Genomic DNA, 23515 nt, shown 5'->3' with positions numbered 1-23515 from the left:
ACCCCCATGGAAACAATGCTGGTCACCGGAGGTGCCGGGTTCATCGGGTCCAACTTCGTGCGCATGGTGCTCTCCCGTGGTACGGCGGGCAAAGTGATCGTGCTGGACAAGCTCACGTATGCGGGCAACCGCGCGAATCTCGAGGGTTGCGACGTGGAGTTTGTGCAGGGTGATGTGGCGGATGCGGTGCTCGTGGATAAGCTTGTGGCCCGCGCGGACACCGTGGTGCACTTCGCGGCCGAATCCCACAACGACAACTCGCTGCGCGACCCCTCCTCCTTCGTGCACACCAACCTCATCGGCACTTACGCGCTGCTTGAGGCGGTGCGCGCACACGAGGTGCGGCTGCACCACATCTCCACTGACGAGGTCTTCGGCGACCTGGAACTCGGCGCTAAGGACGCGTTTACCGAGACCACCGCCTACAACCCCTCCTCGCCGTACTCGGCCACCAAGGCCGGCTCAGACCACCTCGTGCGCGCCTGGGTCCGCTCCTTCGGCATCAACGCGACGATCTCGAATTGCTCCAACAACTACGGTCCCTACCAGCACGTGGAGAAGTTCATCCCCCGCCAGATCACCAACCTGCTTACGGGGCAGCCGGCGAAGCTCTACGGCACGGGCGCGCAGGTGCGCGACTGGATCCACGTGGACGACCACAACGACGCGGTGCTGGCGATCCTTGAGCGCGGCACACTCGGCGAGACCTACAACATCGGGGCCCACACTGGCGCGGACGCCGTGCACGTGACGAACAAGCAGGTCATCGAGGAAATCTGTGAACTCATGGGCGGCACTTACGAGCACGTGGCGGACCGACCCGGCCACGACCAGCGCTACACCATGGACGCCACGAAGCTGTGCCGCGAGCTGGGGTGGGCCCCGCGCTACACGGACCTGCGGGCGGGCCTGGAGCAGACCATCGAGTGGTACCGCGACAACGAGCCCTGGTGGGCGGGCGGCAAGGCCGAGGTAGAGGCGGGCTACGCCGCGCGCGGCCAGTAGACTGACCCACATGGTTGACACCCCGATTGAAGGCCTGCAAATCCACTCGCTGCGCGTGCACGAGGACAACCGCGGCTGGTTCAAGGAGAACTGGGCCGGCCAGGCGCTTGTGCCCGCGCAGCAGAACGTGAGCTTCAACGCCCGGCGCGGCGCGACCCGCGGGATGCACGCCGAGCCCTGGGACAAGTGGGTCTCAGTCGCCAACGGCCGCGTCTACGCCGCGTGGGTGGATATGCGCGCGGGTTCGCCCACCTTTGGTGCAACCTTCGGGCTCGAGGTCGGCCCGGACACGGCGGTGTTCGTCCCGCGCGGGGTGGCCAACGGCTTCCAGGCGCTCGAGGACGACACCACCTACATCTACCTGGTGAATCAGCGCTACAACCCGGACGGCAGGTACGCGTTTTGCTCCTACAAGGAGATCGAGTGGCCGCTGCAGCCTACCGAGCTCTCGGAGGCCGACAAGGCGCACCCTGCGCTTGCCGACGCCACGCCCGTCCCGCCCCGCAAAATCCTCGTCACCGGCGCGAACGGCCAGCTAGGCCGGGCGCTCAAGCAGATCTACAGCGAGGACGAGGCCGACTTCTTCACCCGCGCCGAGTTCGACCTGACCGATATGCCGGAGCTGGACTTCTCCCAGTACTGGGCGGTGATCAACTGCGCGGCCTACAACGACGTCAACGGTGCCGAGAACGACCGGGCTACCGCCTGGGCCATTAACGCTGCAGGTCCGGCGCGCCTGGCGGCGATCTGCAACGCGCACGACCTGACGCTCGTGCACGTCTCCAGCGACTACATCTTCGACGGCACCAACGAGGTCCACGACGAGACGGAGCTGCCGTCGCCGCTGTCGGCCTACGGGGCGTCGAAAGCCGCGGGCGATACGGCAGCGCAGGTAGCGCGCAAGCACTACGTGGTGCGCACCGCCTGGGTCTTCGGCGACGGGAACAACTTCATGTCCACCATGGCGGGCCTAGCCGCGCGCGGGGTGGAGCCGAAGGTGATCATGGACCAGCGAGGCCGCCCCACCTACGCCGAGGACCTGGCCAAGGGTATCGCGCACCTGCTGCGGACGAAGGCCGAGTACGGGGTGTACAACCTCACCTCGGACGGGGATGCGGTGGGACGCGACGAGATCGCCATGGCCGTATTCATCGGGGTTGGCCACGACCCTTCCGAGGTACACCCGGTGACCACCGCGCAGTATGCCGAGCTCAACGGCCCTGAAGCGCCGCGCCCGGCGGAGTCCACGCTGAGCTTGGACAAGATCAAGGCGACCGGGTTTGCGCCGATGAATTGGCGCGCAGCACTCGCTCTCTACCTTGCGATGCAGTAGGTTTAAACCCTGTACTTGCTTCGCTGCCAGAAACATTAAAGGAGCTCCCAATGTCGAAGAAGCTTTTCGCGGCTATTGCCACTACCGCTGCTCTCGGTGCCGCGTGTGTGATCGCGCCGGCGCAGGCTGCTCCTGAAAGCGCGAGCGAGACTCACACCGCAACAGCCACCGCGACTGGCACTGCGACGCCGACTGCAACTCCGACTGGCACTGCAACGCCCACGCCAACGGTGACCGTGACGGTCACGCCGACGGTGACGCCTGCGACGTCGACAAGCACGACCGCGGCGCCTGACATCATGCTGGCACTGTCCAGCGGTGACTTCTCCAAGATCAGCAAGCCGCAGATCGCGCTGCTCATCCTCGGTGTGCTGACCACGGTGCTCGGCCTGGCCGTGAAGTTCGACGTGCGCGAGATCGCCGCGGGGCGCTACACGTTCGAGGACTTCCTCAAGGAGATGTCCGAGGGATAAACGACCAGCTAGTCTGGGACGCATGCGAGGCATCATCTTGGCCGGCGGGTCCGGCACGCGGCTGTACCCGATCACGCAGGGCATATCGAAGCAGCTCATGCCCATCTACGACAAGCCGATGATCTACTACCCGCTGACCACCCTGATCAGCGCGGGGATCCGGGAGATCCTCATCATCACCACCCCGGAGGATGCGGACGCGTTCAAGCGCCTGCTTGGCGACGGCTCGCGTTTCGGCATCATGCTCAGCTACGCCGTCCAGCCCTCCCCAGATGGACTCGCGCAGGCCTTCATCATCGGCGAGGATTTCATCGGCGAGGACTCGGTCGCGCTCGTGCTCGGCGACAACATCTTCGAAGGCGCGCAGCTGACCCGCATCCTGGGCGAAATCCGCGACGTGGACGGCGGCACGATCTTCGCCTACGAGGTCTCGGACCCGCAGCGCTACGGCGTCGTCGACTTCGACGCCAACGGCACCGCCCTGTCCATCGAGGAAAAGCCCGCGCACCCGAAGTCCAACTTCGCGGTGGTGGGCCTGTACTTCTATGACAACCGGGTCGTGGACATCGCCAAGCAGATCACCCCGAGCGCGCGCGGCGAGCTGGAAATCACCAGCGTGAACGAGGCCTACCTGCGCGAGGGCGCGCTGAAAGTCCACCGCCTGCACCGCGGGGACGTGTGGCTCGATACCGGCACAATCGACTCCATGAGCGAAGCCAGCGCGTACGTGGAGGTCATCCAGAAACGCACCGGCACCATCATCGGCTCACCCGAGGTGGCCGCCTACCGGGAGGGCTTCATCTCGCGCGAGGCGCTCGAAGAGCTTGGCCGCGCCACGCTGAAGTCGGGCTACGGGCGCTACCTGCTGGACGCGGCGCGGGACTAGACTCAGCCGGTATGTCCACGCTCGCTGAGAGTACGCCGGCTATGTCAGACAAGGATGAATCAACTTTGGATCAAGAAAAGCAGGTCAAGCCATTGCGCGTAGGCGAAGTCACAGTACTCATGTCCGTGTACGCAAAAACGCAGCCTGGCGACCTTGCTTTCGCCTTGGAGAGCCTGCAAGCACAGACTCGGCCCCCCGAACGCATCCTCGTGGTTCTCGACGGACCGGTCGCCCCGGAAGTCCGCGCACTTCTCCACACAGTCGATACACTGCCACTGCCGGAAAATGTCGGTCTCGGGAAAGCTCTGGCAGTAGGTCTCCATACAGTCGATACCGAGTTTGTCGCACGCCTCGACTCAGATGATGCCGCTTTCCCGCACCGCATCGAAACCCAGCTCCACTTCCTTAACGAGCATCCCGATATCTCGGTAGTCGGCTCATCCATGAGGGAATTCAACGGTTCGGGTCACGGTAATGTCAGAGCACTGCCGGAAACCTCCGCTGCAATCGCAAAGTACGTCCGTCTGAATTCCCCAATGAACCACCCTTCAGTAATGTTTCGCACCGCCGACGTCCGTGCCGCAGGAGGCTACCGTGACCTGCATGGCATGGAGGACTATGACCTATGGGCACGCATGATCTCGCAGGGGAAAAAGCTTTATAATCTTCCGGAACCCCTGACATACTTCCGGGTTGATCAAGAGCAGTTCAGGCGCCGTTCCGCGAAAAACGTGCGCGAAGCTGAAAGGGAACTTCAGTCGGCCCTGGTCCAATATGGCCTTGTCTCGCCGATGCGAGCGCGTCTCAACTTCGTACTCCGAAACCTTTACCGAGCGCTCCCGTTACAGCTTATGCAGCGTGCGTACAGTTTGCTGTTCCATCGAGGTAAGTGAGCGCCAGTAAAGGCGATTTTCCGCCAACTATTCCTCACAGGCTGCTCACACGCGTGTACGCCCTACTTTTCCACCGCGCGCGGTAACGTATTGCACGCTATGAACGATTCCCGCGACGCTTTCCAGGACGCAGGCCAGGAGTCCTATGACGACACCTGGCTGATCGTCCCCTGCTACAACGAGGGGCAGGTTATCCAAGAGGTGCTGGCGAGTGCGCGCGAGACGTTCCCCAACATCGTGGCGGTCAACGACGGCTCCCGCGACAACTCCGCCCAAGCTATCCACGCCGCGGGCGCGCACCTGGTCAATCACCCGGTGAACCTGGGCCAGGGTGCGGCGATCCAGACGGGCGTGGAGTACGCCCGCGCCCAGCCCGGCGCGAAGTTCTTTGTCACCTTCGACGCCGACGGCCAGCACCAGATCAAAGACGTCAAGCGCATGATCCACCGGCTGCGCACCGAGCCCATCGACATCGTGGTGGGCACCCGCTTCGCCGGGCAGGAAGACACGCAGGTGCCGTGGATCAAGCGGGTCGTGCTGAAGACCGTCGTGTTCCTCTCCCCGCGCACCCGCCGGCTGGGATTGACGGACGCGCACAACGGGCTGCGCGCTTTCAACGCCAAGGTGGCAGGCGAGATGAACATCCGGATGAACGGGATGTCGCACGCCTCCGAGATCGTCACCATGATCGATGAGCACGGCTGGCGGGTCGCCGAGGAACCGGTGGACATTCTGTACACGGAGTACTCCATGAGCAAGGGCCAATCCCTGATCAACGGCGTGAATATCCTCGCCGACGGCATCGTGGCAAGGAGGCTGCCGTGATCCAGTTCTTCCTCATCCTGGCCACCGTGGTGCTGGCCATCTACTTCTTCACCCACCGCAAGAAGGCGAACGCAAAAGCATGGGTCAAGCTCGGGTTCGTCGTGCTCGTGTTCGCGGCGATCTGGGCGATCCTGCGCCCCGACGACGTGACCGTCCTGGCCAACTGGCTTGGCGTCTCGCGGGGCACGGATCTGATGCTTTACGCGCTGATCTTCGCGTTCTTCTTCACCACTATCTCCACATGGACGCGCTTCCGCGAGCAGGAACTGCGCTACGCGCGCCTCGCGCGAGCGGTGGCCTTGCAAAACGCGGTGCGCCCGGAAGATACGCTTGGCATCACAGACAAGACAAGCAAGGAGTAATTCCGCGTGAGTGATACGAAAATCCCGCCGCTGATGTGGGCCTTTACCGCCGTGCTGGCGCTCGGTACGGGCGTGGGCGGCTATGTGCTCGGCAGCCAGAGCGCTACCCCGCCGACGGCGACTGAGTCGCAGCAGGCGCCGGCCGCGGGCGAGGACAAGGAAGCGAAGGTGGAGGTTGCTCGTCGAGAAGCGGATGACCCGATGGCGCTTGGTAGCGTCGATGCGCCCGTCGTCATCTCCGAGTTCTCCGACTGGGCCTGCCCCTACTGCATGCGCTTCGCGGCGGAGACGATGCCGGAGATTGTGAAGCAGTACGTAGAGACCGGCAAGGTGCGCTACGAGATGAACGACTTTGTCATCAACGGCCAAAGCGCGCTCAACGGCGCACGCGCGGGCCGCGCCGCCGCCGACCAGGGCAAGTTCTTCGAGTTCCAGGAAGCCTACGTGGCGGCCGCTTCCAAGGTGGAAGGCCACCCGGACTTCAGCCTCGACGAGCTGGCTGGCTTTGCAGTAGAAGCAGGCGTGCCGGACCTCGAGCAGTTCCGCGCGGATATGGAAAGCGACAAGTACGACCAGGCGCTCACCGAATCGAACAAGCTCGCCCAGCAGGCCGGCTTCAACGCCACCCCGAGCTTCTCCATTAACGGCCAGGTCCTCGAGGGCGCGCTGCCGTACGGGAAGTTCGCCGAGGTTATCGACGCCGAGTTGGAGAAGGCCGGGGCGTAGGGTCCTAGGGCGAGCCTCCTATGCCGCATTTGCACCCCGTCCCCGTCCACGCCACCGACCGGCTGACCGCGATTGAGTTTTTCGCAGGCATCGGTCTCGCGCGGGCTGGGATGGCTGACGCAGGAATCTCGACGGTCTGGGCGAACGATTACGACAAGAACAAGTTCGCCATGTACTCGGGCCAGTGGGGCGACGATGACTTTGCGCTGGAGAACGTATTCGACGTTGCCCCAGACCGGGTGCCATCTGCGGACATTGCCTGGTCCTCATCTCCCTGCACGGACCTCTCACTGGCTGGGAAGCGGGGTGGGATCAGCGGGCGGGAATCATCTGCGTTCTTTGGTTTCACCAACGTCCTTCGTGGAATGAGAGATCGCAGACCAAACGTCGCAGTCTTAGAGAATGTCGTTGGCCTGGCTTCTTCCCACGGTGGCGACGATCTTCGCGCTGCAATCAGGGAATTCAACGAACTCGGATACGCGGTGGATGTCGTCACCATCGACGCACGCAGGTTTGTCCCGCAGTCCCGCCCAAGACTCTTCCTTATCGGTGCAAAGCAACCGCTTGACGGCGGCAAAGACGACACAGCGCTGCGACCAGATTCTGTGGCGTGGGTACACCAGGAAGATGACCTGCGCACCTTCAAGTTTCCGTTCCCAACTATCGCTGCTCCCCGCAAAGACGGGTTCAGCAGCGAGATCGAGCACCTTGCAGACGACGATCCGCGGTGGTGGGACAGCCAGCGTACCGAGGCTTTCATCAGCTCCATGTCGCCAACGCAGCGGCTCCGCGCCGATGGGTTTATCAACGCGCGAGCTATGACCGCGCGTACTGCCTACCGGAGAACCCGCAACGGCGTTCCCACCTGGGAAATGCGCGCTGAAGACATCGCGGGTTGCTTGCGCACAGCGCGCGGCGGTTCATCGAAGCAGGCGGTAGCGGTTATGGGACACGGCCAGATCCGAGTTCGCTGGATGACCGGACTCGAGTACGCACGCCTCATGGGTGCCGGGTGGTACAACCTCAGTGGCCTGCGTGAGTCCCAGGTCCACTACGGTTTTGGCGACGCGGTAGCGGTACCGGTTGTGTCTTGGCTTGCACGAGAGGCGCTAGCCCCACTCGCCCTGCCAAGATAGCAGACGAGCGAGGCTTCTAAACCGCCGCCCTAGTAGCCGCGGCGGATCCACTCCTCTAAGTGCGGTGCCTCATCACCGATGGTGGTGTGGTCGCCGTGGCCGGTGCGCACCACCGTCTCCGCTGGCAGGTCCAGTACGGAGGTCTGCAGCGAGTGGATGATGGTGTCGAAGGAGGAGAAGGAACGCCCCGTTGCGCCCGGCCCGCCCTGGAAAAGGGTGTCGCCGGAGAAGAGCTCGCCTGCCTCGGGCGCGTAGATCACCACGGAGCCGGGCGAGTGGCCCGGGGTAGACAAGACCTTGAGGTCGGTGCCCGCGATGGTGAACGTCGCGCCGTCGAGAAGCTGCTCGTAGTGCGTGTTGGGGTTCTCGCGCTGCCACAGGAAGCCGTCGGTGGGGTGCAGGTAGACCGGCGCGTTGACCAGGCGGGAAAGCTCGGGGGCGGCGTCGATGTGGTCGGAGTGGCCGTGGGTGGCGATGATGCCCTTGACACGGCGGCCCCCCACCGCGGCGGCGATCGCCTTGGCGTCGTGGGCGGCGTCGATGATGTAGACCTCGCTGTCGTCGCCGACGATCCACACGTTGTTGTCCACTTCCCACTCACCGCCGTCGAGCTTGAACAAGCCAGAGGTGACAACGTTTTCTACACGGAATGTCATGGTGGTCCTTTCAGGGTTGGGCGGGCTAGAACTCGACGACGCTGCGCAGCACGTCGCCGCGCTTCATCTTGGCGAAGGCGTCTTCCACATCGCTGATTCCAATGCGCTCGGAGACGAACTCGCCGAGCGGGAAGCGGCCCTGCAGGTGCAGGTCGACGTAGGTGGGGAAGTCGCGCTCCGGGAGGCAGTCGCCGTACCAGGCGGGCTTGATCGAGCCGCCGCGGCCGTAGACGTCGATGGCGGGCACGTCGATGTGGTCGGTCTGGTTAGGCACGCCCACCATGACCATGCGGCCTGCCAGGTCGCGCGAGTAGAAGGCCTGGCGCCAGGTGGGCTGGATGCCGACGGCGTCGATGGCGACGTCGGTGCCGAAGCCGTCGCTAAGCTCGCGCACCTTGTCAATGACCTCCTGCTCGCTCAAGCCCTTCGAGCAGATGGCGTGGGTGGCACCGAAGGTTTCGGTGGCGGCGTCACACTTGCGCTGGTCAAGGTCGACGGCGATGACCGTGGTCGCGCCCGCGAGCGCCGCGCCAGCGACGGCGGCCAGGCCGACGCCGCCCAGGCCGAAGACGGCGACGGAATCACCGCGCTGGATCTCGCCCGTGTTCACGGCGGCGCCGAGGCCGGCCATGATGCCGCAGCCGAGCAGTCCCGCGGCGGCCGGGTCTTCGTCCGGGTTCACCTTGGTGCACTGCAGCTCGTGGACCAGGGTCTTCTCGGCAAACGAGCCGATGCCCAGCGCCGGGGTGAGCTCGGTGCCGTCCTCCAGGGTCATGCCCTTGGACGCATTAAAGGTGTTAAAGCAGTTCTTCGTATCGCCCTTGCGGCAGGCGCGGCACTCGCCGCACACCGCGCGCCAGTTCAGCACGACGAAGTCGCCGGGGGCGACGTGGGTGACGTCCGCGCCGACCGAGTCGACCACGCCGGCCGTTTCGTGGCCGAGCAGGAAGGGGTACGCATCCTCGATATCGCCGTCGCGGTAGGCCAGGTCGGTGTGGCATACGCCGGTGGCCTGGACTTTCACCACCACATCGTTCGGCCCCGGCTCGGGGATGACGATGGTGGTGACCTCGACGTCTGCGCCCTTCTCGCGGGCGATTACTCCTTGAACTTTTTGTGCAGTCATACTCCCCCACCGTACCAACACTTGACGCGTACCTAGGTACGTTTCATACTTAGGTACATGGTCTTCCCCCAACCGTGGATCCGCGCCTTTATGCCCACCGCGGTACTGCGCTGCCTTCGCGACGGCCCCGCGCACGGCTACGCCATCGCGCAATCGCTCGAGTCGCTCGGTTTCGGTAGACCGAAGGGCGGATCCCTCTACCCCGTGCTCGGCAAGCTCGAGGATGCCGAGCTCATCCAGGCCCACTGGACCCAAAGCGAGAGCGGCCCCGGCCGAAAAACCTACGCCATCACCGCCGAGGGCGAGGCCGAGCTCGCTACCCACAGCGAACAGCTCGACCAGCTCCGGGCTTCACTTGTTGCCACCCCCACCACCAGAAAGGACGCACAATGAGCCGTTGGACCGACCGCGCAACCCTCGTACTAACCCTCAACCACGGCTTTTCCCGCGACGCCGCGGAACGTGCCGCAGGTGACGCCGAAACGCACGCGCACGCCGACGGACTGACCCCCGAGGCCGCCTTCGGCACAGCCGACGAATGGGCTGAGCAACACGCCGCCGAAGTACGCGACGAGCTCGCGCACGGGGGCACAGACCCATTCGTGGGCGAAGAGAGGGCGCGCCCGCCACGCCTCGTTTGGATCTTTTTCGTCGCCACGGCCGGCTTCGCCATCGGGCTCACCGTTGCCACCTGGAATGACGATGTCTCCCTCGGTATGGTCATCACCCCAGCGATCCTCGCCCTCGGGTTGAGCGCCACGCTGGCCACCTATTGGAACCTCTACACCCGCATGGCGAAGTGGAAGGCCGGCACCGTCTCCGCTATCCCGCTCGTGGTGATCAGCCTGCTCGGCGCGTGGGCCATCATGGCGCTGGACGCCATCGACCTGCCATTTGGCAATGGGTGGGGCCTCATCCTCGCGCTTATCTTTGCGGCCGCGGCGTTCTTCCTACCGTGGAAGCAACAGGGCCCGGAAGAACACGCGCCCCGTGGTGACTGGGATACCACGGTCGCGGGTGAGCTGCGGGCCCGCGGCGAGTACCACGAGCGCGAGATCCGCGAGACCATCGCGGAGGCCCACGCTTTCGCTGAGGAAAACGGCACGACGGTGGAGGAGGAATTCGGCGATCCGAAGCGTTACGCGCACAGCCTCCCGGCGCGGCCGAAACGCAGGCTCCAGCGCACAGCCCGCATCAACGCGGGTTTGTTCTTGATCGTCCTCGCTAATGCGGGCTTGAATTGGTTCAGCGAAGGCGGGCCAAATATGACCGCCGTCTACCTCTTCGGCTTCGCTGCGGTGTGCTCGGCCGCAGCGGTGGTCATGTCCGTAATTAGGATGCGGCGATAACGCGAGCAACGTGGGCGTGGCCACGCTGGTTGACGTGGATAGGCAGGTTGCCCGGCCCGCCGTAGAAGTCCACCAGACCGGCCCACATGCGCTTATTGTCGGGCGCGCACATGTTGTTGTGCCAGGTCGAGGGCTTCAAATCCAGGAACTCAACGCCGGTTGCGCGTGCCAAGTCCACCTGGGCCCACTGCGCGGAGTCCTCCCACTCCTGCACCGCGGCGAAGGGCGTGTAGTCCGACACGTTCGGCGCGACGTGGAAGAGGCAGACCTTATCGCCCGAGGTGATCTTGGGGTAGCCCACGATCTGAATGCGCGCGTTCGGAGCGGCGGCGCGGATGCGGTTGATCTGCGGCACCATGGCGGCGACAAAGTCGCGTCGGAAAGCGGCGCGATTGCGGCCGTCATTGTGGTAGGTGTCGTTGAACCCGGTGGAGATGATCACGCGGGCGGTGTTGCGGTTGAGCCCGCGGTCGCGCACGGCGCGCGTGACCTGCGAGGCAAACTGCGGGCCCTTCTGGATGGAGACGGTACCGGTGCAGGAGTAGTCCCAGGCCGGCAGACCAAGGCGGGCCGCCGCCTGCTTGCCCCAGCTGGTCGGCGAGGTCGGGCACCAGGTGGTTACCGACGAGGAGCCGCGCGGGTCGAGGCCGAGCTTGCCGGCCGCCCACTGCGGGCCGCTCGGGTCCGCGATGACGGAGTCACCGAAGATCACCAGGTTGCGCTGCTGCGCCCCCGCGTTCGGCGCAGCGATGACCCCAAGGGCGGCGAGGACGGCCGCGCAGATGGCGGCAAGTGTTGTGCGTAAGCGTGTGCTCGTCATTGTGCGTGTACTCCCGGTAGCGAAAGAATTTTGTACAGAGTAATCATCCCTAGGTCGCAGCAAAACGTTACCCGTGCCATACTCTCTTCACAACACAAGTTAACACGAGTCAACAACTGTCACATTGCGGAACGTTTTTGCAATACTAAAAAGCTACACTGAACGCCTGCATGCAAATTTCGGGAAAGAAGGACTGCAGTCATGCACTACCCCGCACTGACCCCCTCCCGCGTCGCATTCACCGCGCGCTCCACCGTGCGCTTCCTGCGCGCCGCCCACCGCGCCGGCCTCATCAGCGGCGAGGGCGGCCCGAAAGCCATGCTCGCCCTCGCACCCAACCTCGCGCGCTACCACTTCACCACCGCCCGCGAGGTCGAGCAGGGCGCTGCAGCAGTGCCCGAGCGCACTGCGCTTATCGACGACGACGGGCTCCTCTCCTACCGCCAACTCCGCGATCAATCACGCACGCTCGGCCGCTGGCTCCTTCAAGTCCAGCAGGACAAGGACCTCGACGCCCTACGCATCGGTGTCATGGCGCGCAACGGCCGCGGCATCATCCTGCCGCTCGCCGCGAAGGGCTACACCGGCGGCACGATCTTCCTGCTCAACATCGGCTCGTCCCCCGAGCAGCTCGCCGGCATCATCGCGGAAAACAGCATCGACATCCTGTTCATCGACGACGAGTTCGCCGACCGCATCCCCGAAGGCATCGAACACGTCACGCGCGTGTGGGCGCACACCACCCGCGACCACGGCGACGAGCTGACCCAGGCGGGCATCATCGCCCGCGGCGACAACAACCTGCCGAAACTGCCACTGTTTCCCAAGCACGGCGACATGGTGCTCATGTCTTCCGGCACCACCGGCATCCCCAAGGGCATCCTGCGCCCGGAACCGAAGATGCCGCTCGTGGTCGCCGGCTACCTCGAGGCCATGCCGTTTCGCTCCGGCCACACCATCCAGATGACGGCGTCCATCTTCCACACCTGGGGCTGGTCCGCGCTCAACATCACGCTTGGCGTGCGCGGCACTGTGGTTACCCAGCGGGTCTTCGACCCCGAGAACGTCTTTCGCCAGCTGCAGCAGTACCGCTGCGACGGGTTGATGTCCTCCCCCATCTTCTTCAAGCAGATGCTGGACATCCCCGACAACGAGCGATTCGACACCTCCAATCTCAAGTTCATCGGCTCCGCCGGCAACGCGCTGACCCCGGCGATCGTCGAGCGCATGCACGAGCGATTCGGTCCTACCCTGGCCAACATTTACGGTTCCACCGAGCTCGCGCTTGCCGCCGCCGCCGACCCCGCACTCCTGGCGAGCGACGCCTCCGTCGCCGGCCGCGTCCCGCCGGGCACTGTGCTCAAGCTTTACGACGACAACGACAACGAAGTCCCCCAAGGCGAAGTCGGCCGCATCTTCCTTAACAACGAAACGGCACTTCGCGGCTACACCAACCCGGAGACCCCGCTGGTGACCATCGACGGGCTGGTGGAGATGGGCGACCTCGGCTACTTCGACGAGCACGGCTACCTGCATGTTTTGAGCCGCAATGACGACATGATCATCGTCGGCGGCGAAAACGTCCACCCCCAGTCCGTCACCGAGGTCCTCGAGCGCATGCCCGGCGTCGACGAGCTGCACTCCGGCGGCGTGGACGACCCCGACACCTTCAAGCGCATCGCCGTCTGGGTCGTGCCGGAGCGCTCCGAGGCAGGCAAGCGCCTGACAGCCCAGGCCGTGCGCGACTGGGTCCGCGCCAACCTGGCCGACCACTCCATCCCCCGCGATGTGAACTTCATCGACAAGCTCCCGCGCAACGCGACGGGCAAGGTCGTACCACGCCTGCTGCCGGAAAGCCGCCGGGAGGACTAGTGACGCGCGCCACGTACGCGCTCACCCTGGCGTTTCTCATCACCGCCGGGTGGTCAGCGAACCACTTCGCGTCGGTACTCGTGCTGCTACGCCGCGACCACGACGTCTCCGCCGTGTTGGCCAACAGCGCCTACGGCATCTACGCGCTCGGGCTCTTCCCCAGTCTGCTCATCGGCGGGTGGGTCGCCGACCGCTTCGGGTCGCGCCCCGCCGTCATCGCGGGCACCGTGATCGCAGCCGCGGGCAACGCCTACCTCATGCTGGGTATCCCCGGGCATGGGTTGCTCCTCGGCCGTTTCGTCGTCGGCCTTGGGGTAGGCCTGGTCGTCAGCGCCGGCACCGCTTGGGCCGGCAGGCTCCGCGGCGCTAGTGGCGCCACCGCCGCGGGCATCGCCCTGACCACCGGTTTCATGCTTGGTCCGGTCTCCTCCGGCATAGTCGCCCACCTGGCCGCGGACGCGGTGAAGGTCCCGTTCGTGGTGCCGATTGTGATGGCTGTGGGGGTGATGGTGGCGTCGATAAGCATGCGCGACGACGGCGCACCTGCAGTGACGCAGACTGCTGAGGCTCGCCCCGCGCACAGCGAGGCCAAGGCGCTTGCGACTGCCGTGCCGATGGGGATTTGGGTGTTCGCCTCAATCACGACGGCGATGGTGGTGCTGGCCGGGCGCACCGACTTCGCCATCGGCGCGGCGTTTATGCCCGGCGTGGCCGCTGTGCTGGGCTTTAGCGTCGCGCTGGCCGTGCAGGCGCTCGCGCGGCGCGGGCAGTGGGGGCCGCGTGCAGGCGTGGTCGGTGCGCTCGGCGCGACCGGCGGCATGGCGCTCATCGCGGTAGGCGGGGCGCGGCCATCTGCCGCCGTGTTCCTGGCTGCCACCGCGCTGCTCGGGCTGGCGTACGGGCTGTGCCTGCGCGAGGGGCTTCTCGACGTCGACGAGTACACCCCGCCCGAGAAACGCGGCCGCGTCATCGGGCTGTACTACGTGGCGACATACATCGGGTTCGGGATCTCGCCGCTGATCGCGTGGATCACGCCGCGCGTCGGGCCGAGTCTGCCGTTTGCGGTGTTCGCCGTGCTGGCCGCGTGCTCCGCGCTCATCCGCAGCGCGCAGATTCGGCGCGGGTACCTGGTGCGCGGAGTTGTTGGGGATTGAGGTTTCTGGGTGTGCGGCGTCGTGGGTGTGACGTCCCAGATGGAGCTAGCTCCGTTTGGACAATGCGGCGATGCGCGACCTGGGATTTTATGGGGCGGTCGGGTGTAAATGGAGCTAGCTCCGTTTGGACAATGCAGCCTCGAGGGTTCGAGTGTGATGATCTCGTCGCTGAGGCCTGCAATCAATGCCCTGCTCATATCCGGATGGCTGCTGCGATAGCAAACCAACCCGCGTAGGTTGTAAGATTCCAGGCAATGACTGACAATGCTCCCCGGGTCGTTCCCCCACCACGTATCTATCTGGCGTATGTGAAACGCTTCTACCTAGACAATTCTCGCAAATCTTTACAAGTCTTGGCAGGTGCTAGTTTCGACGAAACAACCGTCCTCAACTGGATCGAAGAGGGGAAACAGATAAACCATGATATCTGGTACGAGGACATTCCCATTGATAATCTCCCTCATCCCAGTGCTGCACCGCGTGAAATCCTCATCCATTTTACCGGCCCATTTATGGACGAGGACTACTATAATCAGGATCTCCAATGGTCGAATCCGGTAGGACGTAAAGCCCGCGTCCCAGATAATTTCCTTGGAATCGTGCGCCCCCAACCTGAACGAGAAGGAACACAAAACGAAGACGGTTATTTAGGCGATAACACGTACCTGTGGCGGGTCCCATGCCCATGGCAGAGTCGCTACTTGCTGTCACCGTTTACTGAAAGTAGTAACGAAAACATTAACTACGGTCGCCCTTACTCGGTCTGAGTATCGCTTCAAGGGCCTATAGATTCGGTGGGGTGACCCACTTCTCACCCCGGATTTCCTGCGGCAACTCGACCCACAAAACCAACGAAGAAACCCCAGCTAAAACGGTGTTCTAGCTGGGGTTTGTGCACCGCCTTGGTCCAAATGGAGCCTGCTCCGTTTGGTCAATGCAGCCTCGCGGGTTCGAGTGCGTCGATCCCGTCGCTGAGGGCTGCAATCAATGCCCTGCTCATATCCGGATAGCTGCGATAGACCATTCTTCTTCTAGGGGAAGATCACCCAAGATCGATTCAAAATCGCGGGAGATTATCGCGGGGCGGAATCCTTCTGCATAGAACATTGCTTCTTTGGTCTTCTCTCCCCCGACCTTCAACGCGATTTTCCCTTGCTCAGTTGTGTGGTGTCGAACTACAACATGATCGACGAGCGCTACAGCGCTTGCCCAGGATTCCTTATCCATATCTGCAAGGCAGTGCCGCGAATAGAAATCAGGGAAGGGATCCCGCTGTACAGGAGAGATTCCAGGACGTGAAATTCTCTTCATGGCGACCGACCGAAGGCTCGAAATCATAGCTACCGGGAGCGCCAAGTCCCACACAGCGAAGAGCTGCCGAAGGGGCAGTCGGCCCTCCGCAGAGCGGACATTCACATGTACTTGGATAGCTTGTAGCTCTTTGTTCATGTTGCGTGTGACGTCATTGAGTTCCCAGAGCCCCGAAGAGACTTCCTCGTCCAAGGAACTCCCGGTGCTGGCGAAGCCAAGCGATAACTCCGCCCACCTAAAGCGATCAAAAAGTAGGTCTACGTCTACTTCCACAGCGGCTGAGGCAGAAGCCTCAAGAATGATGTAATTGTCCTCGTACACGGTGTAAGTCACACTGAAGCAGGGTAGCGTCACTTCTACGCCCCGAACCATACCTGGGGCATCTGGATAGCCGTTTTAATGCGGATGAGAGTTATTGGATTTCCACTCACGTACCGCAAGAAATGCAAGAAATACCGCTATCGCTCCACTGATGAAACCGGAAATTTGGGTTTCCGAACTTTGCACCATCCAGATGAACAAAAGAGAAGCCAACGCCGTCGCCAGAATTAAAAGGATGAATCGTCCACTCATGTGATCTGCCTCCTATTTCCCTCACCCGACGCGTTCTTGGAATTTGTCGTGTTTACATGGGCCAATACCTGCTACACCCCGTTGCCCAACAGCACCAAGCCAAGCTATCCCTCCAGCCACAGCGGTTAGTCCCTAGATATGACACGCTTCGCTTGCGGCGGGCCACTCTAGCGCTGCCTTTACAGACCAATATTACAACCGCCTCGCCGGAGGTTCGGGGTACCGGTGAGGTGTTGGACTACATCGGTTCTGAAAGAAAAAGTGGCGAGTCAGCGATCTAACGTGAACACCCCCTTACCGTTGCGCGTTGTTTGCGCTGGTAAGGGGGTGTTTCTTTGAGCCGCCTGCGAGAATCGAACTCGCGACCTTTTCATTACGAGTGAAACGCTCTGCCGACTGAGCTAAGGCGGCCGGACAACGCGCATAGCGACGTTGTACCGGAAAACGATTGTAATGCAGAATCAGCAGAACAATAAACCGGCAGGTCAGCGCACGCCGCAGGCGACGCGCAGATGCCCGATCATGCCGTTGAACGCCACGGCCGGCGTCACCGACTGGTGCAGGCGCGCACGGCACTGCGCGATCGCGTCGAGGCAGGCAACCAAGCCAGAGGCGGGGACGCGCTCGGCGAGCTCGCGGGCGAGCGGTTCGAAATCGGGGTGGGTCAGCGGGACGTCGGCACCCGCCTGCACCACCAGCGCATCGCGGTATACGCCGGCAAGATCCACCAGGACCAGGTCGAAGACGTCGCGCTTGCGCCTCGTGCTGCGCGCCTTCTGCTTGGCTTCGAGTTCCTTCAGGGAGCTCGCGGCCCCGCGCAGCGCCTTCGCCGCGCCCTTGCCCTTCGCGCCCATGCCGAGGGCCTGCTCGAGTTTGGCGCGCTCCGCGGCATCCTCGTCGGCGTAGGAGTCGACTGCTTCCTTCTCGGTCGCCTTAATCAGCGAGCCGACGGCCTGGAAGGCGTAGGCGCCCTGGAAAATCAGCTCGGCCATGTTGATGGCCTGCGCGCGGCGCTGCTGGATCTCGGGGCTGCGCACCAAGAGGCGCGCGCGGCCGACGTGGCGCAGCGAGGTCGCCGCAGCGAGGCGGGCGTCGTGCTCCGTGGCGCCCTCCTCCTGCATGAGGATGTTCACCAGCTCCGCCTCGGACGGCGAGGGGATATAGAGGTGTCGGCAGCGCGAGCGCAGCGTCTGCGAGAAGTCTTCCGGGTCTGTCGACGGCGCGAGCAAGATGATCACGGTGCGCTCCGGCGGCTCCTCCACCGTCTTCAGCAGCGCGTCCGCTGCGGCCGGGTGGAGGCGGTCCGCGTTTTCGATGATCAGTACCCGGTAGGGCGCAACCGTCGGCATCCGTGCTGCCTGGGCGACGATCTCGCGGATGTAATCCGTCTTGATAATCAGTTCCTTCGGCACCACGTGCACGATGTCAGTGTGCTGGCCCGCGAGCGCGTCACGGCAGCCCTTGCACCGCCCGCACCCAACCTCGTGCGGGTCGGTGCAGACTAGGGCGGCAGCGAAGGCCAGCGCGGCTTGCGAACGGCCCGAGCCGGGTGGGCCGGTAAAGAGCCAGGAGTGGGTCATTGCGTAGTCCTGGCGGGTGCCGTCGATAAGCGATTGCTCCCTTGCCGCACTGGCCGCGGCGAGGATGACCTCGCGGACATTGGGCGCATCCGCAAGGCGCTCGGCAACACTTCGAAACTGGGGCAGGTTCACAGCGCCCTAGCGTACTCGTTCGCTAAGGTAATACACCATGAACAGATTCTGGCACGGCTTGCGTTGGGTGTGGGGGACCTCCTGGCCCCTCTACGCCGCAAGCGTGCTGGGAACGAACCTGCTTGGTGCCGCCGCCATCATGGCGTTCATTCGTTTCTTCATCCCCATGCCGGAGACCGAACAGCTGGCGCTGCACAACTCCACGCTCGGGCTCATCGGGCTCGCGTACGTCGCGTGTGCCGTGGTGCTGGGCGTTGTGGTCACCTTCTTCCTCTTCCGGCCGGTGCTGGAGTGGCAGCATCGGCCGCAAGACCACGACCCGAACATGGTGCGGCGCCTGGTGCTGCGCCTGCCCGTGTTACAGACGATGATCGTGGTGGTGGTGTGGCTCATCGGCATCACGATCCTCACCGTGCTCACCGCGCGCACAAGCGGGCGCTTCGCGGTGGTCATTTTCGTCGCGACCTCCATGGCCTGTTTCGTCACCGCCGTGCTGACCTACCTGCAGGCCGAGCGGCTGGTGCGCCCGATCGCGGCGGCGGCACTCGCGCGCCGCTTCGAGGACGCCACGCTGGAGCCGCCGATCAAGCAGCGCCTCTACATGACGTGGTTCACCACCTCGGCTGTGCCCATGCTGGGCATCGTGCTGCTGTTCCTCGCCCAGTCCCGCGGCTACTTCACCAACACCCCGGGCGAGCTCCAGCCGGCCGTGTTCGTGCTGGCGCTGTCTGCGATGGCCACCGGTGCGTTCGGTACCGCCTTTGTCATCATGAGCGTGGTCGACCCCATCAAGGAGCTCCAGGACGCCATCAACCGCGTGCGCCGCGGCGAGACCAACACGCAGGTCGACATCTACGACGGCTCGGAGATCGGCGTGCTCCAGGCGGGCTTCAACGAGATGATGCGGGGCCTGCGCGAACGCCAGCGCGTGCGCGACATCTTCGGCCGCTACGTCGGCAGCGAGGTCGCACAGAAGGCGCTAGAGGAGAAGCCGGAGCTCGGCGGCGAGGACCGCAAGGTCGCCGTCGTGTTCGTCGACGTCGTCGGCTCCACCACCTTTGCCGTCAACCACACGCCCGAGGAGGTCGTGGCCGCGCTCAACGACTTCTTCGAGGTGGTCGTCGAGGTCGTGCACCGCAACAAGGGCGTGATCAATAAGTTCCAGGGCGACGCCGCGCTCGCCGTCTTCGGGGCCCCCGTCTCGCTTCACGACGCGGCCTCGCACGCCCTCCAAGCCGCCCGCGAACTCCGCCAAGAACTCAACGGGCTGGAGCTCGAAGCCGGTGTTGGCGTGGCCTCCGGCCACGTCGTTGCCGGCCATATCGGCGGGCACGACCGCTTCGAGTACACCGTCATCGGCGACGCCGTCAACGCCGCAGCGCGCCTGACCGAGCTGGCCAAGGGCGTACCCGGGCGCGTGCTCACCAACGCCGCGACGCTGCGCGCGGCAAACGAAGTCGAGCAGCAGCGCTGGACGCTGATGAAGTCCGTGGAGCTGCGCGGACGCAGCAAGATGACGCAGCTGGCCCGCCCGGTGCGCTCTACCCTGGCGGATCGCTCCTAGTCGCGCACGGCTGCCGGGGCGCTCAGCCCGTGGACCAGCAGCAGCTGGCCGATCGAGCCGGCCCAGGACACCGCCGCACGCGCGCCGCGCTCCCCCACCCAGGCGGGCAGTCCGATCGCGTCGCACGCCTTGCCGACGAGGCCCGCATTGTTCAGCATGCGCAGACCCTCGGCGCCAAGGAGGAGGTTCGCGCCGTGGCTTAAGCCCTCGCGGGCCGGGTCCTTCGTATCGGCGCGGAAGATCGGGTCGTTTGCCGCGGCCGCGGTCGCGGCGACGGCCGCCCCGCCGATCAGGGTGGCGGGCACAAGGCGGCGATCCGCCCACGCGGCGACCGCAACGCCTGCGGCCACGACGCCCGCACCGGTGACAAGGCTCACCCGGCCCACCGCGGCGCCGCGCTGCACGAGGCGCGTGAGGTAGCCGGCCTGCGCGCCAACCAGAGACACCACGCCCAGCGCGGACGGGGCGTGCGGCACGCGTTGTTGTTCGAAGGCGGCCACGGCGGAGGCGAGCACCGAGCAGGTCAGCACCGGGTCCGCGTCCGGGGCGGAATCAGGGGCGACGGTGGAGTCACCGGCGCGCTCCGCCTCGCTGCGCGTCACCCGCAGCGGCACGGCGGCGAGTGCGACCCGCGTGAGCGGCTCGGCCACCAGCGTGGCCTTGTCCCACCCGGCGCAGTGGGCGATACCGGCTGCATCCGCGCAGACCGCCCACGTGGCGCGTTCCGGGGTGAGGGTGTTGTGGGGCAGCAGGGCGTCGATAAGCGCGGCGACACCGCGGCGGGTGCGGGTGAGCATTTACTTCCTCCTCGAGCCGGCCTTGATCACGCGCTTGGTGGTCTGCGCGGGCTTCTTCACCGTCTTCTTGGCGCGCTTCTTGGTGGCCTTCTTCTTGGTCGCCTTCTTCTTTGTGGCCTTCTTCTTGGTTGCCTTCTTCGGGCCCTCTTCGGCCTCGCGGGCGCGGCGGGCGGAGAGCAGCTCGTTCGCGCGCTCGTCGGTGACCGTCTCCGGGGTGTCGCCGCGCTGCAGCGACGCGTTGGTCTCACCATCGGTGACGTACGGGCCGAAGCGACCGTCCTTGATGCTCATCGGCTTGCCCGAGACGTCGTTGTCGCCCAGCATCTTTAGCGGCGGCTTCGCGGCGGCGCGGCCACGGCGCTTCGGCTCCGCGTAGATGCGGCGGGCCTCCTCCAGCGTGATGTTGAAGATCTGATCCTCGCTGGCCAGCGAGCGCGAATCCGTGCCCTTCTTCAGGTACGGGCCGTAACGGCCGTTCTGCGCGGTGATAACCTCGCCGTCGGCCGGGTCGGTGCCCACCTCGCGCGGCAGGCTCAAAAGCTTCAGCGCCTCCTCGAGGGTGACCGAGGACGGCTCCATCGACTTGAACAGGGAGGCAGTCGCCGGCTTGAGCTGCTCGTTGACCAGCTCCTCCAGGCGCTTCTCCTTCTGCTTCGCCGCCGTCTTCGTCTCCCAGTTCTTCTTGCGCTTGCCCTCCTCGGCGCGCTGTTTGTCCTCCTCGGCGCGCTCGGCAGCGATGACTTCTTCGGCGTGCGCCTCGGCGGTGGATCGCTCGTCGTCGCGGACGAGCTCGGTGACGTACGGGCCGTAGCGGCCCTCCTTGGCCACCACCGTGCGCCCGTTCGCCGGGTTCTCGCCAAGTTCGCGGCCGGACTGCGGGGTGGCGAAGAGCTTCTCCGCCAGCTCTAAGGTGATGCCGTCCGGGGTGGAGGATTCCGGCAGGTTGGCGCGCTGGTACTCCGGCTCGCCCTCTTCGGTCACGCCCACCTGGCGCTCGATGTAGGGCCCGTAGCGGCCGACGCGCACGTTGATGTCGCGACCCTCGGCGTCCTCGAAGAGCTTGAGCGAGTTGACCTGGCGTGCGTCGATGCTCTCCAGGTTGGCCTCGATGATGTGCTTGAGCCCGCCGCGGCGCGCCACGGCCTCGGCCATGTTCTCGTCCGCGTCTGCGTCACCGAAGTAGAAGCCGGTGAGCCACTCGGTGCGGTCCTCGTTGCCGTGTGCGATTTCGTCCAGCTCGTCTTCCATGGACGAGGTGAAGTCGTAGTCCACGAGCGCGTCGAAGTTGTTCTCCAACAGACCGATGACCGAAAACGCGACCCAGCTGGGCACGAGCGCGTTGCCGCGGGTGACCACGTAGCCGCGGTCCTGGATCGTCTTGATGATGCTGGCGTAGGTCGACGGGCGGCCAATACCCAGGTCTTCCATCTTCTTGACCAGGCTGGCCTCGTTGTAGCGCGAAGGCGGGTTGGTGGTGTGCTCGTCGGCGCTGAGCTTCGTTGCGTCCAGCGCATCGCCCTCGGCTAACTGCGGCAGGTGCGTCTCCTTGTCGTTCGTATCGGAGTACGCGCGCAGCCAGCCCGGGAAGGTGATGGTGCGGCCGGTGGCGGTGAACTCGGCGCGCTCGCCGCTTTCCGCCTCGCCCGCCACGGTGACCTTGGTGGAGTTGCCGCGCGCGTCCGCCATCTGCGAGGCGACGGTGCGCTGCCAGATCAGCTCGTAGAGCTTGAACTCCTCCGCGTCCAGCGCGCTGCCCAGCTGTCCCGGGGTAGCGAAACGCTCGCCGGCGGGGCGGATCGCCTCGTGCGCCTCCTGCGAGTTCTTCACCTTCCGGTCGTAGGTGCGCGGGGACTTGGACACGAAGCTGTCACCGTAGAGCTCGGTGGCGGCCGAGCGCGCGGCCATAAGGCCCTGCTTCGACAGGGAGGTCGAGTCCGTACGCATATACGTAATGTGGCCGTTCTCGTACAGGCGCTGCGCAATGCGCATCGTGCGCGCGGAGGTGAAGTGCAGCTTGCGGCCCGCCTCCTGCTGCAGGGTCGAGGTCATAAACGGCGCGTGCGGGCGCCGGGTGTAGGGCTTTTCCTCCACTGCGGTGACGTGCATGGGGCGGCCCTGCAGGCCGTCGGCAAGCGAGTGGGCCTTCTGCTTATCGACGACCACCGCCTCCCCCTTCAGCCGCCCCCGATCATCAAAATCGCGGCCCTGCGCCACGCGCTTCCCGTCGAGCGTGGCCAGCTTCGCGTCGAACTCGGTCTTCTCACCCTGCTGCGGCAGCAGCGAGGCGGTAATGTCCCAATACTCTGCGGCGATGAACGCCATGCGCTCGCGCTCGCGCTCCACGATCACGCGGGTGGCTACGGACTGCACGCGGCCCGCGGACAGGCGCGGCATGACCTTCTTCCACAGCACCGGCGAAACCTCGTAGCCGTAGAGGCGGTCCAGGATGCGGCGGGTCTCCTGCGCCTCGACGAGGTCCATGTCCAGCTCGCGGGTATTTTCGGCGGCCTCGCGGATCGCGGATTCGGTGATCTCGTTGAAGACCATGCGCTCCACCGGCACCTTCGGCTTCAGTGTCTCAAGCAGGTGCCACGCGATCGCCTCGCCCTCGCGGTCCGGGTCTGTGGCGAGCAGGAGCCTGTCGCACTCCTTGAGCTTGGCGCGCAGGTCCGAGACCTTCTTCTTCTTGTCGGGGCTGACCACGTAGATCGGCGCGAAGCCGGCCTCCGGGTTTACGCCCAGCTTGGCCCACGGTTCCTTCTTGTACTTGGCGGGGATGTCCGCGGCGCGGCCCGGCAGGTCACGAATGTGGCCGACAGAGGCCTCGACGATGAACTCGTCGCCCAGGTATTTCTGGATCTTCTTCGCCTTCGTGGCCGACTCCACGATGACCAGCGTCTTGCCGTTTCCCGTCACGCTGCGTGACACCTCGCTCTAAACTC

At 64.7% G+C, this 23515-nt stretch carries 23 protein-coding genes and 1 tRNA gene; 15 read left to right on the top strand and 9 right to left on the bottom strand.

Annotated elements, in window-relative coordinates; genetic code table 11:
• The first annotated feature begins 6 nt into the window (after positions 1–6).
• From rfbB to M3G14_RS08305, 9 genes are all read left to right on the top strand, one after another.
• Positions 7–1005, top strand: a complete 999-nt coding sequence (gene rfbB / locus M3G14_RS08345) for a dTDP-glucose 4,6-dehydratase (protein ID WP_259926076.1) — start codon at positions 7–9, stop codon at positions 1003–1005.
• Between the two features lie 10 nt (positions 1006–1015).
• On the top strand, positions 1016–2338 hold the full coding sequence (locus M3G14_RS08340; RefSeq protein ID WP_259926075.1) for a sugar nucleotide-binding protein: 1323 nt from the start codon (positions 1016–1018) through the stop codon (positions 2336–2338).
• 50 nt (positions 2339–2388) lie between these two features.
• Positions 2389–2811: a hypothetical protein gene (locus M3G14_RS08335; RefSeq protein WP_259926074.1), complete on the top strand. Its 423-nt coding sequence runs from the start codon at positions 2389–2391 to the stop codon at positions 2809–2811.
• A 22-nt stretch (positions 2812–2833) separates the two neighbouring features.
• Positions 2834–3697, top strand: coding sequence for a glucose-1-phosphate thymidylyltransferase RfbA (gene rfbA / locus M3G14_RS08330; protein ID WP_259926073.1), 864 nt, complete (start codon positions 2834–2836; stop codon positions 3695–3697).
• 11 nt (positions 3698–3708) lie between these two features.
• Positions 3709–4590, top strand: coding sequence for a glycosyltransferase (locus tag M3G14_RS08325; protein ID WP_259926071.1), 882 nt, complete (start codon positions 3709–3711; stop codon positions 4588–4590).
• A gap of 99 nt (positions 4591–4689) precedes the next feature.
• A complete protein-coding gene (locus M3G14_RS08320; RefSeq protein WP_259926070.1) occupies positions 4690–5415 on the top strand; it encodes a glycosyltransferase family 2 protein in 726 nt (241 codons plus the stop codon).
• Positions 5412–5777, top strand: a complete 366-nt coding sequence (locus tag M3G14_RS08315; RefSeq protein ID WP_259926069.1) for a DUF2304 domain-containing protein — start codon at positions 5412–5414, stop codon at positions 5775–5777. The genes M3G14_RS08320 and M3G14_RS08315 overlap by 4 nt, the downstream gene beginning before the upstream one ends.
• 6 nt (positions 5778–5783) lie before the next feature.
• Entirely contained in the window at positions 5784–6503 is a 720-nt protein-coding gene (locus M3G14_RS08310; RefSeq protein WP_259926068.1) for a DsbA family protein, read from the top strand.
• Positions 6504–6523: 20 nt separating this feature from the next.
• A complete protein-coding gene (locus tag M3G14_RS08305; protein ID WP_259926067.1) occupies positions 6524–7639 on the top strand; it encodes a DNA cytosine methyltransferase in 1116 nt (371 codons plus the stop codon).
• A 29-nt stretch (positions 7640–7668) separates the two neighbouring features.
• Here M3G14_RS08305 and M3G14_RS08300 read toward each other — a convergent pair whose 3' ends face one another.
• Both M3G14_RS08300 and M3G14_RS08295 read right to left on the bottom strand, forming a co-directional pair.
• Positions 7669–8295, bottom strand: coding sequence for an MBL fold metallo-hydrolase (locus M3G14_RS08300; RefSeq protein WP_259926066.1), 627 nt, complete (start codon positions 8293–8295; stop codon positions 7669–7671).
• 25 nt (positions 8296–8320) lie between these two features.
• Positions 8321–9421, bottom strand: coding sequence for an S-(hydroxymethyl)mycothiol dehydrogenase (locus tag M3G14_RS08295; RefSeq protein WP_259926065.1), 1101 nt, complete (start codon positions 9419–9421; stop codon positions 8321–8323).
• A gap of 57 nt (positions 9422–9478) precedes the next feature.
• Between M3G14_RS08295 and M3G14_RS08290 the strand changes: the two genes are divergently transcribed.
• Positions 9479–9814, top strand: a complete 336-nt coding sequence (locus M3G14_RS08290) for a PadR family transcriptional regulator (RefSeq protein WP_259926064.1) — start codon at positions 9479–9481, stop codon at positions 9812–9814.
• Positions 9811–10770: a hypothetical protein gene (locus M3G14_RS08285; protein ID WP_259926063.1), complete on the top strand. Its 960-nt coding sequence runs from the start codon at positions 9811–9813 to the stop codon at positions 10768–10770. The genes M3G14_RS08290 and M3G14_RS08285 overlap by 4 nt, the downstream gene beginning before the upstream one ends.
• On the opposite strand, the gene M3G14_RS08280 is transcribed toward M3G14_RS08285, so the two are convergent.
• Positions 10754–11590: a GDSL-type esterase/lipase family protein gene (locus tag M3G14_RS08280; RefSeq protein ID WP_259926062.1), complete on the bottom strand. Its 837-nt coding sequence runs from the start codon at positions 11588–11590 to the stop codon at positions 10754–10756. The genes M3G14_RS08285 and M3G14_RS08280 overlap by 17 nt on opposite strands.
• 201 nt (positions 11591–11791) lie before the next feature.
• Here M3G14_RS08280 and M3G14_RS08275 point away from each other — a divergent pair, with 201 nt between their 5' ends.
• The 3 genes from M3G14_RS08275 (at position 11792) to M3G14_RS08265 (ending at position 15383) form a co-directional block, all read left to right on the top strand.
• The gene (locus M3G14_RS08275) at positions 11792–13462 is read left to right on the top strand and encodes an AMP-binding protein (protein WP_259926061.1); all 1671 of its coding nucleotides are present in this window, start codon (positions 11792–11794) and stop codon (positions 13460–13462) included.
• Positions 13462–14616 (top strand): MFS transporter, encoded by a 1155-nt coding sequence (locus M3G14_RS08270; RefSeq protein WP_259926060.1) that lies wholly within the window; start codon positions 13462–13464, stop codon positions 14614–14616. The genes M3G14_RS08275 and M3G14_RS08270 overlap by 1 nt, the downstream gene beginning before the upstream one ends.
• Before the next feature lie 254 nt (positions 14617–14870).
• Complete coding sequence (locus M3G14_RS08265; protein ID WP_259926059.1) at positions 14871–15383, top strand: hypothetical protein; 513 nt, start codon at positions 14871–14873, stop codon at positions 15381–15383.
• 229 nt (positions 15384–15612) lie between these two features.
• On the opposite strand, the gene M3G14_RS08260 is transcribed toward M3G14_RS08265, so the two are convergent.
• The 4 genes from M3G14_RS08260 to M3G14_RS08245 form a co-directional block, all read right to left on the bottom strand.
• A complete protein-coding gene (locus M3G14_RS08260) occupies positions 15613–16260 on the bottom strand; it encodes a hypothetical protein (protein ID WP_259926058.1) in 648 nt (215 codons plus the stop codon).
• A 63-nt stretch (positions 16261–16323) separates the two neighbouring features.
• Positions 16324–16500, bottom strand: a complete 177-nt coding sequence (locus M3G14_RS08255) for a hypothetical protein (protein WP_259926057.1) — start codon at positions 16498–16500, stop codon at positions 16324–16326.
• Between the two features lie 338 nt (positions 16501–16838).
• Positions 16839–16911: transfer RNA gene (locus tag M3G14_RS08250), tRNA-Thr, on the bottom strand.
• A gap of 74 nt (positions 16912–16985) precedes the next feature.
• Positions 16986–18212 (bottom strand): DNA polymerase III subunit delta', encoded by a 1227-nt coding sequence (locus tag M3G14_RS08245; protein ID WP_259926056.1) that lies wholly within the window; start codon positions 18210–18212, stop codon positions 16986–16988.
• A 37-nt stretch (positions 18213–18249) separates the two neighbouring features.
• Between M3G14_RS08245 and M3G14_RS08240 the strand changes: the two genes are divergently transcribed.
• Positions 18250–19776 carry an adenylate/guanylate cyclase domain-containing protein gene (locus tag M3G14_RS08240; RefSeq protein WP_259926055.1) on the top strand — a complete coding sequence of 509 codons (1527 nt, stop codon included), beginning with the start codon at positions 18250–18252 and terminating at the stop codon, positions 19774–19776.
• Here M3G14_RS08240 and M3G14_RS08235 read toward each other — a convergent pair.
• Positions 19773–20573 carry a hypothetical protein gene (locus tag M3G14_RS08235; protein ID WP_259926054.1) on the bottom strand — a complete coding sequence of 267 codons (801 nt, stop codon included), beginning with the start codon at positions 20571–20573 and terminating at the stop codon, positions 19773–19775. The genes M3G14_RS08240 and M3G14_RS08235 overlap by 4 nt on opposite strands.
• Positions 20574–23489: a type I DNA topoisomerase gene (topA, locus tag M3G14_RS08230; protein WP_259926053.1), complete on the bottom strand. Its 2916-nt coding sequence runs from the start codon at positions 23487–23489 to the stop codon at positions 20574–20576.
• Between the last annotated feature and the right edge of the window lie 26 nt (positions 23490–23515).

It is taken from the genome of Corynebacterium sp. p3-SID1056, from assembly GCF_025152525.1.
GTDB lineage: Bacteria > Actinomycetota > Actinomycetes > Mycobacteriales > Mycobacteriaceae > Corynebacterium.
Note: the sequence above shows the minus strand (reverse complement) of the source record. Positions and strands in the feature narration are given on the sequence as shown.

What these genes read in the sequence shown, in the direction of transcription:
- rfbB (WP_259926076.1), top strand. Translation starts at nt 7, where the DNA reads ATGGAAACAATGCTGGTCACCGGAGGTGCCGGGTTCATCGGGTCCAAC.
- M3G14_RS08340 (WP_259926075.1), top strand. Translation starts at nt 1,016, where the DNA reads ATGGTTGACACCCCGATTGAAGGCCTGCAAATCCACTCGCTGCGCGTG.
- M3G14_RS08335 (WP_259926074.1), top strand. Translation starts at nt 2,389, where the DNA reads ATGTCGAAGAAGCTTTTCGCGGCTATTGCCACTACCGCTGCTCTCGGT.
- rfbA (WP_259926073.1), top strand. Translation starts at nt 2,834, where the DNA reads ATGCGAGGCATCATCTTGGCCGGCGGGTCCGGCACGCGGCTGTACCCG.
- M3G14_RS08325 (WP_259926071.1), top strand. Translation starts at nt 3,709, where the DNA reads ATGTCCACGCTCGCTGAGAGTACGCCGGCTATGTCAGACAAGGATGAA.
- M3G14_RS08320 (WP_259926070.1), top strand. Translation starts at nt 4,690, where the DNA reads ATGAACGATTCCCGCGACGCTTTCCAGGACGCAGGCCAGGAGTCCTAT.
- M3G14_RS08305 (WP_259926067.1), top strand. Translation starts at nt 6,524, where the DNA reads ATGCCGCATTTGCACCCCGTCCCCGTCCACGCCACCGACCGGCTGACC.
- M3G14_RS08300 (WP_259926066.1), bottom strand. Translation starts at nt 8,295, where the DNA reads ATGACATTCCGTGTAGAAAACGTTGTCACCTCTGGCTTGTTCAAGCTC.
- M3G14_RS08295 (WP_259926065.1), bottom strand. Translation starts at nt 9,421, where the DNA reads ATGACTGCACAAAAAGTTCAAGGAGTAATCGCCCGCGAGAAGGGCGCA.
- M3G14_RS08290 (WP_259926064.1), top strand. Translation starts at nt 9,479, where the DNA reads ATGGTCTTCCCCCAACCGTGGATCCGCGCCTTTATGCCCACCGCGGTA.
- M3G14_RS08285 (WP_259926063.1), top strand. Translation starts at nt 9,811, where the DNA reads ATGAGCCGTTGGACCGACCGCGCAACCCTCGTACTAACCCTCAACCAC.
- M3G14_RS08280 (WP_259926062.1), bottom strand. Translation starts at nt 11,590, where the DNA reads ATGACGAGCACACGCTTACGCACAACACTTGCCGCCATCTGCGCGGCC.
- M3G14_RS08275 (WP_259926061.1), top strand. Translation starts at nt 11,792, where the DNA reads ATGCACTACCCCGCACTGACCCCCTCCCGCGTCGCATTCACCGCGCGC.
- M3G14_RS08265 (WP_259926059.1), top strand. Translation starts at nt 14,871, where the DNA reads ATGACTGACAATGCTCCCCGGGTCGTTCCCCCACCACGTATCTATCTG.
- M3G14_RS08255 (WP_259926057.1), bottom strand. Translation starts at nt 16,500, where the DNA reads ATGAGTGGACGATTCATCCTTTTAATTCTGGCGACGGCGTTGGCTTCT.
- M3G14_RS08240 (WP_259926055.1), top strand. Translation starts at nt 18,250, where the DNA reads ATGAACAGATTCTGGCACGGCTTGCGTTGGGTGTGGGGGACCTCCTGG.
- M3G14_RS08235 (WP_259926054.1), bottom strand. Translation starts at nt 20,573, where the DNA reads ATGCTCACCCGCACCCGCCGCGGTGTCGCCGCGCTTATCGACGCCCTG.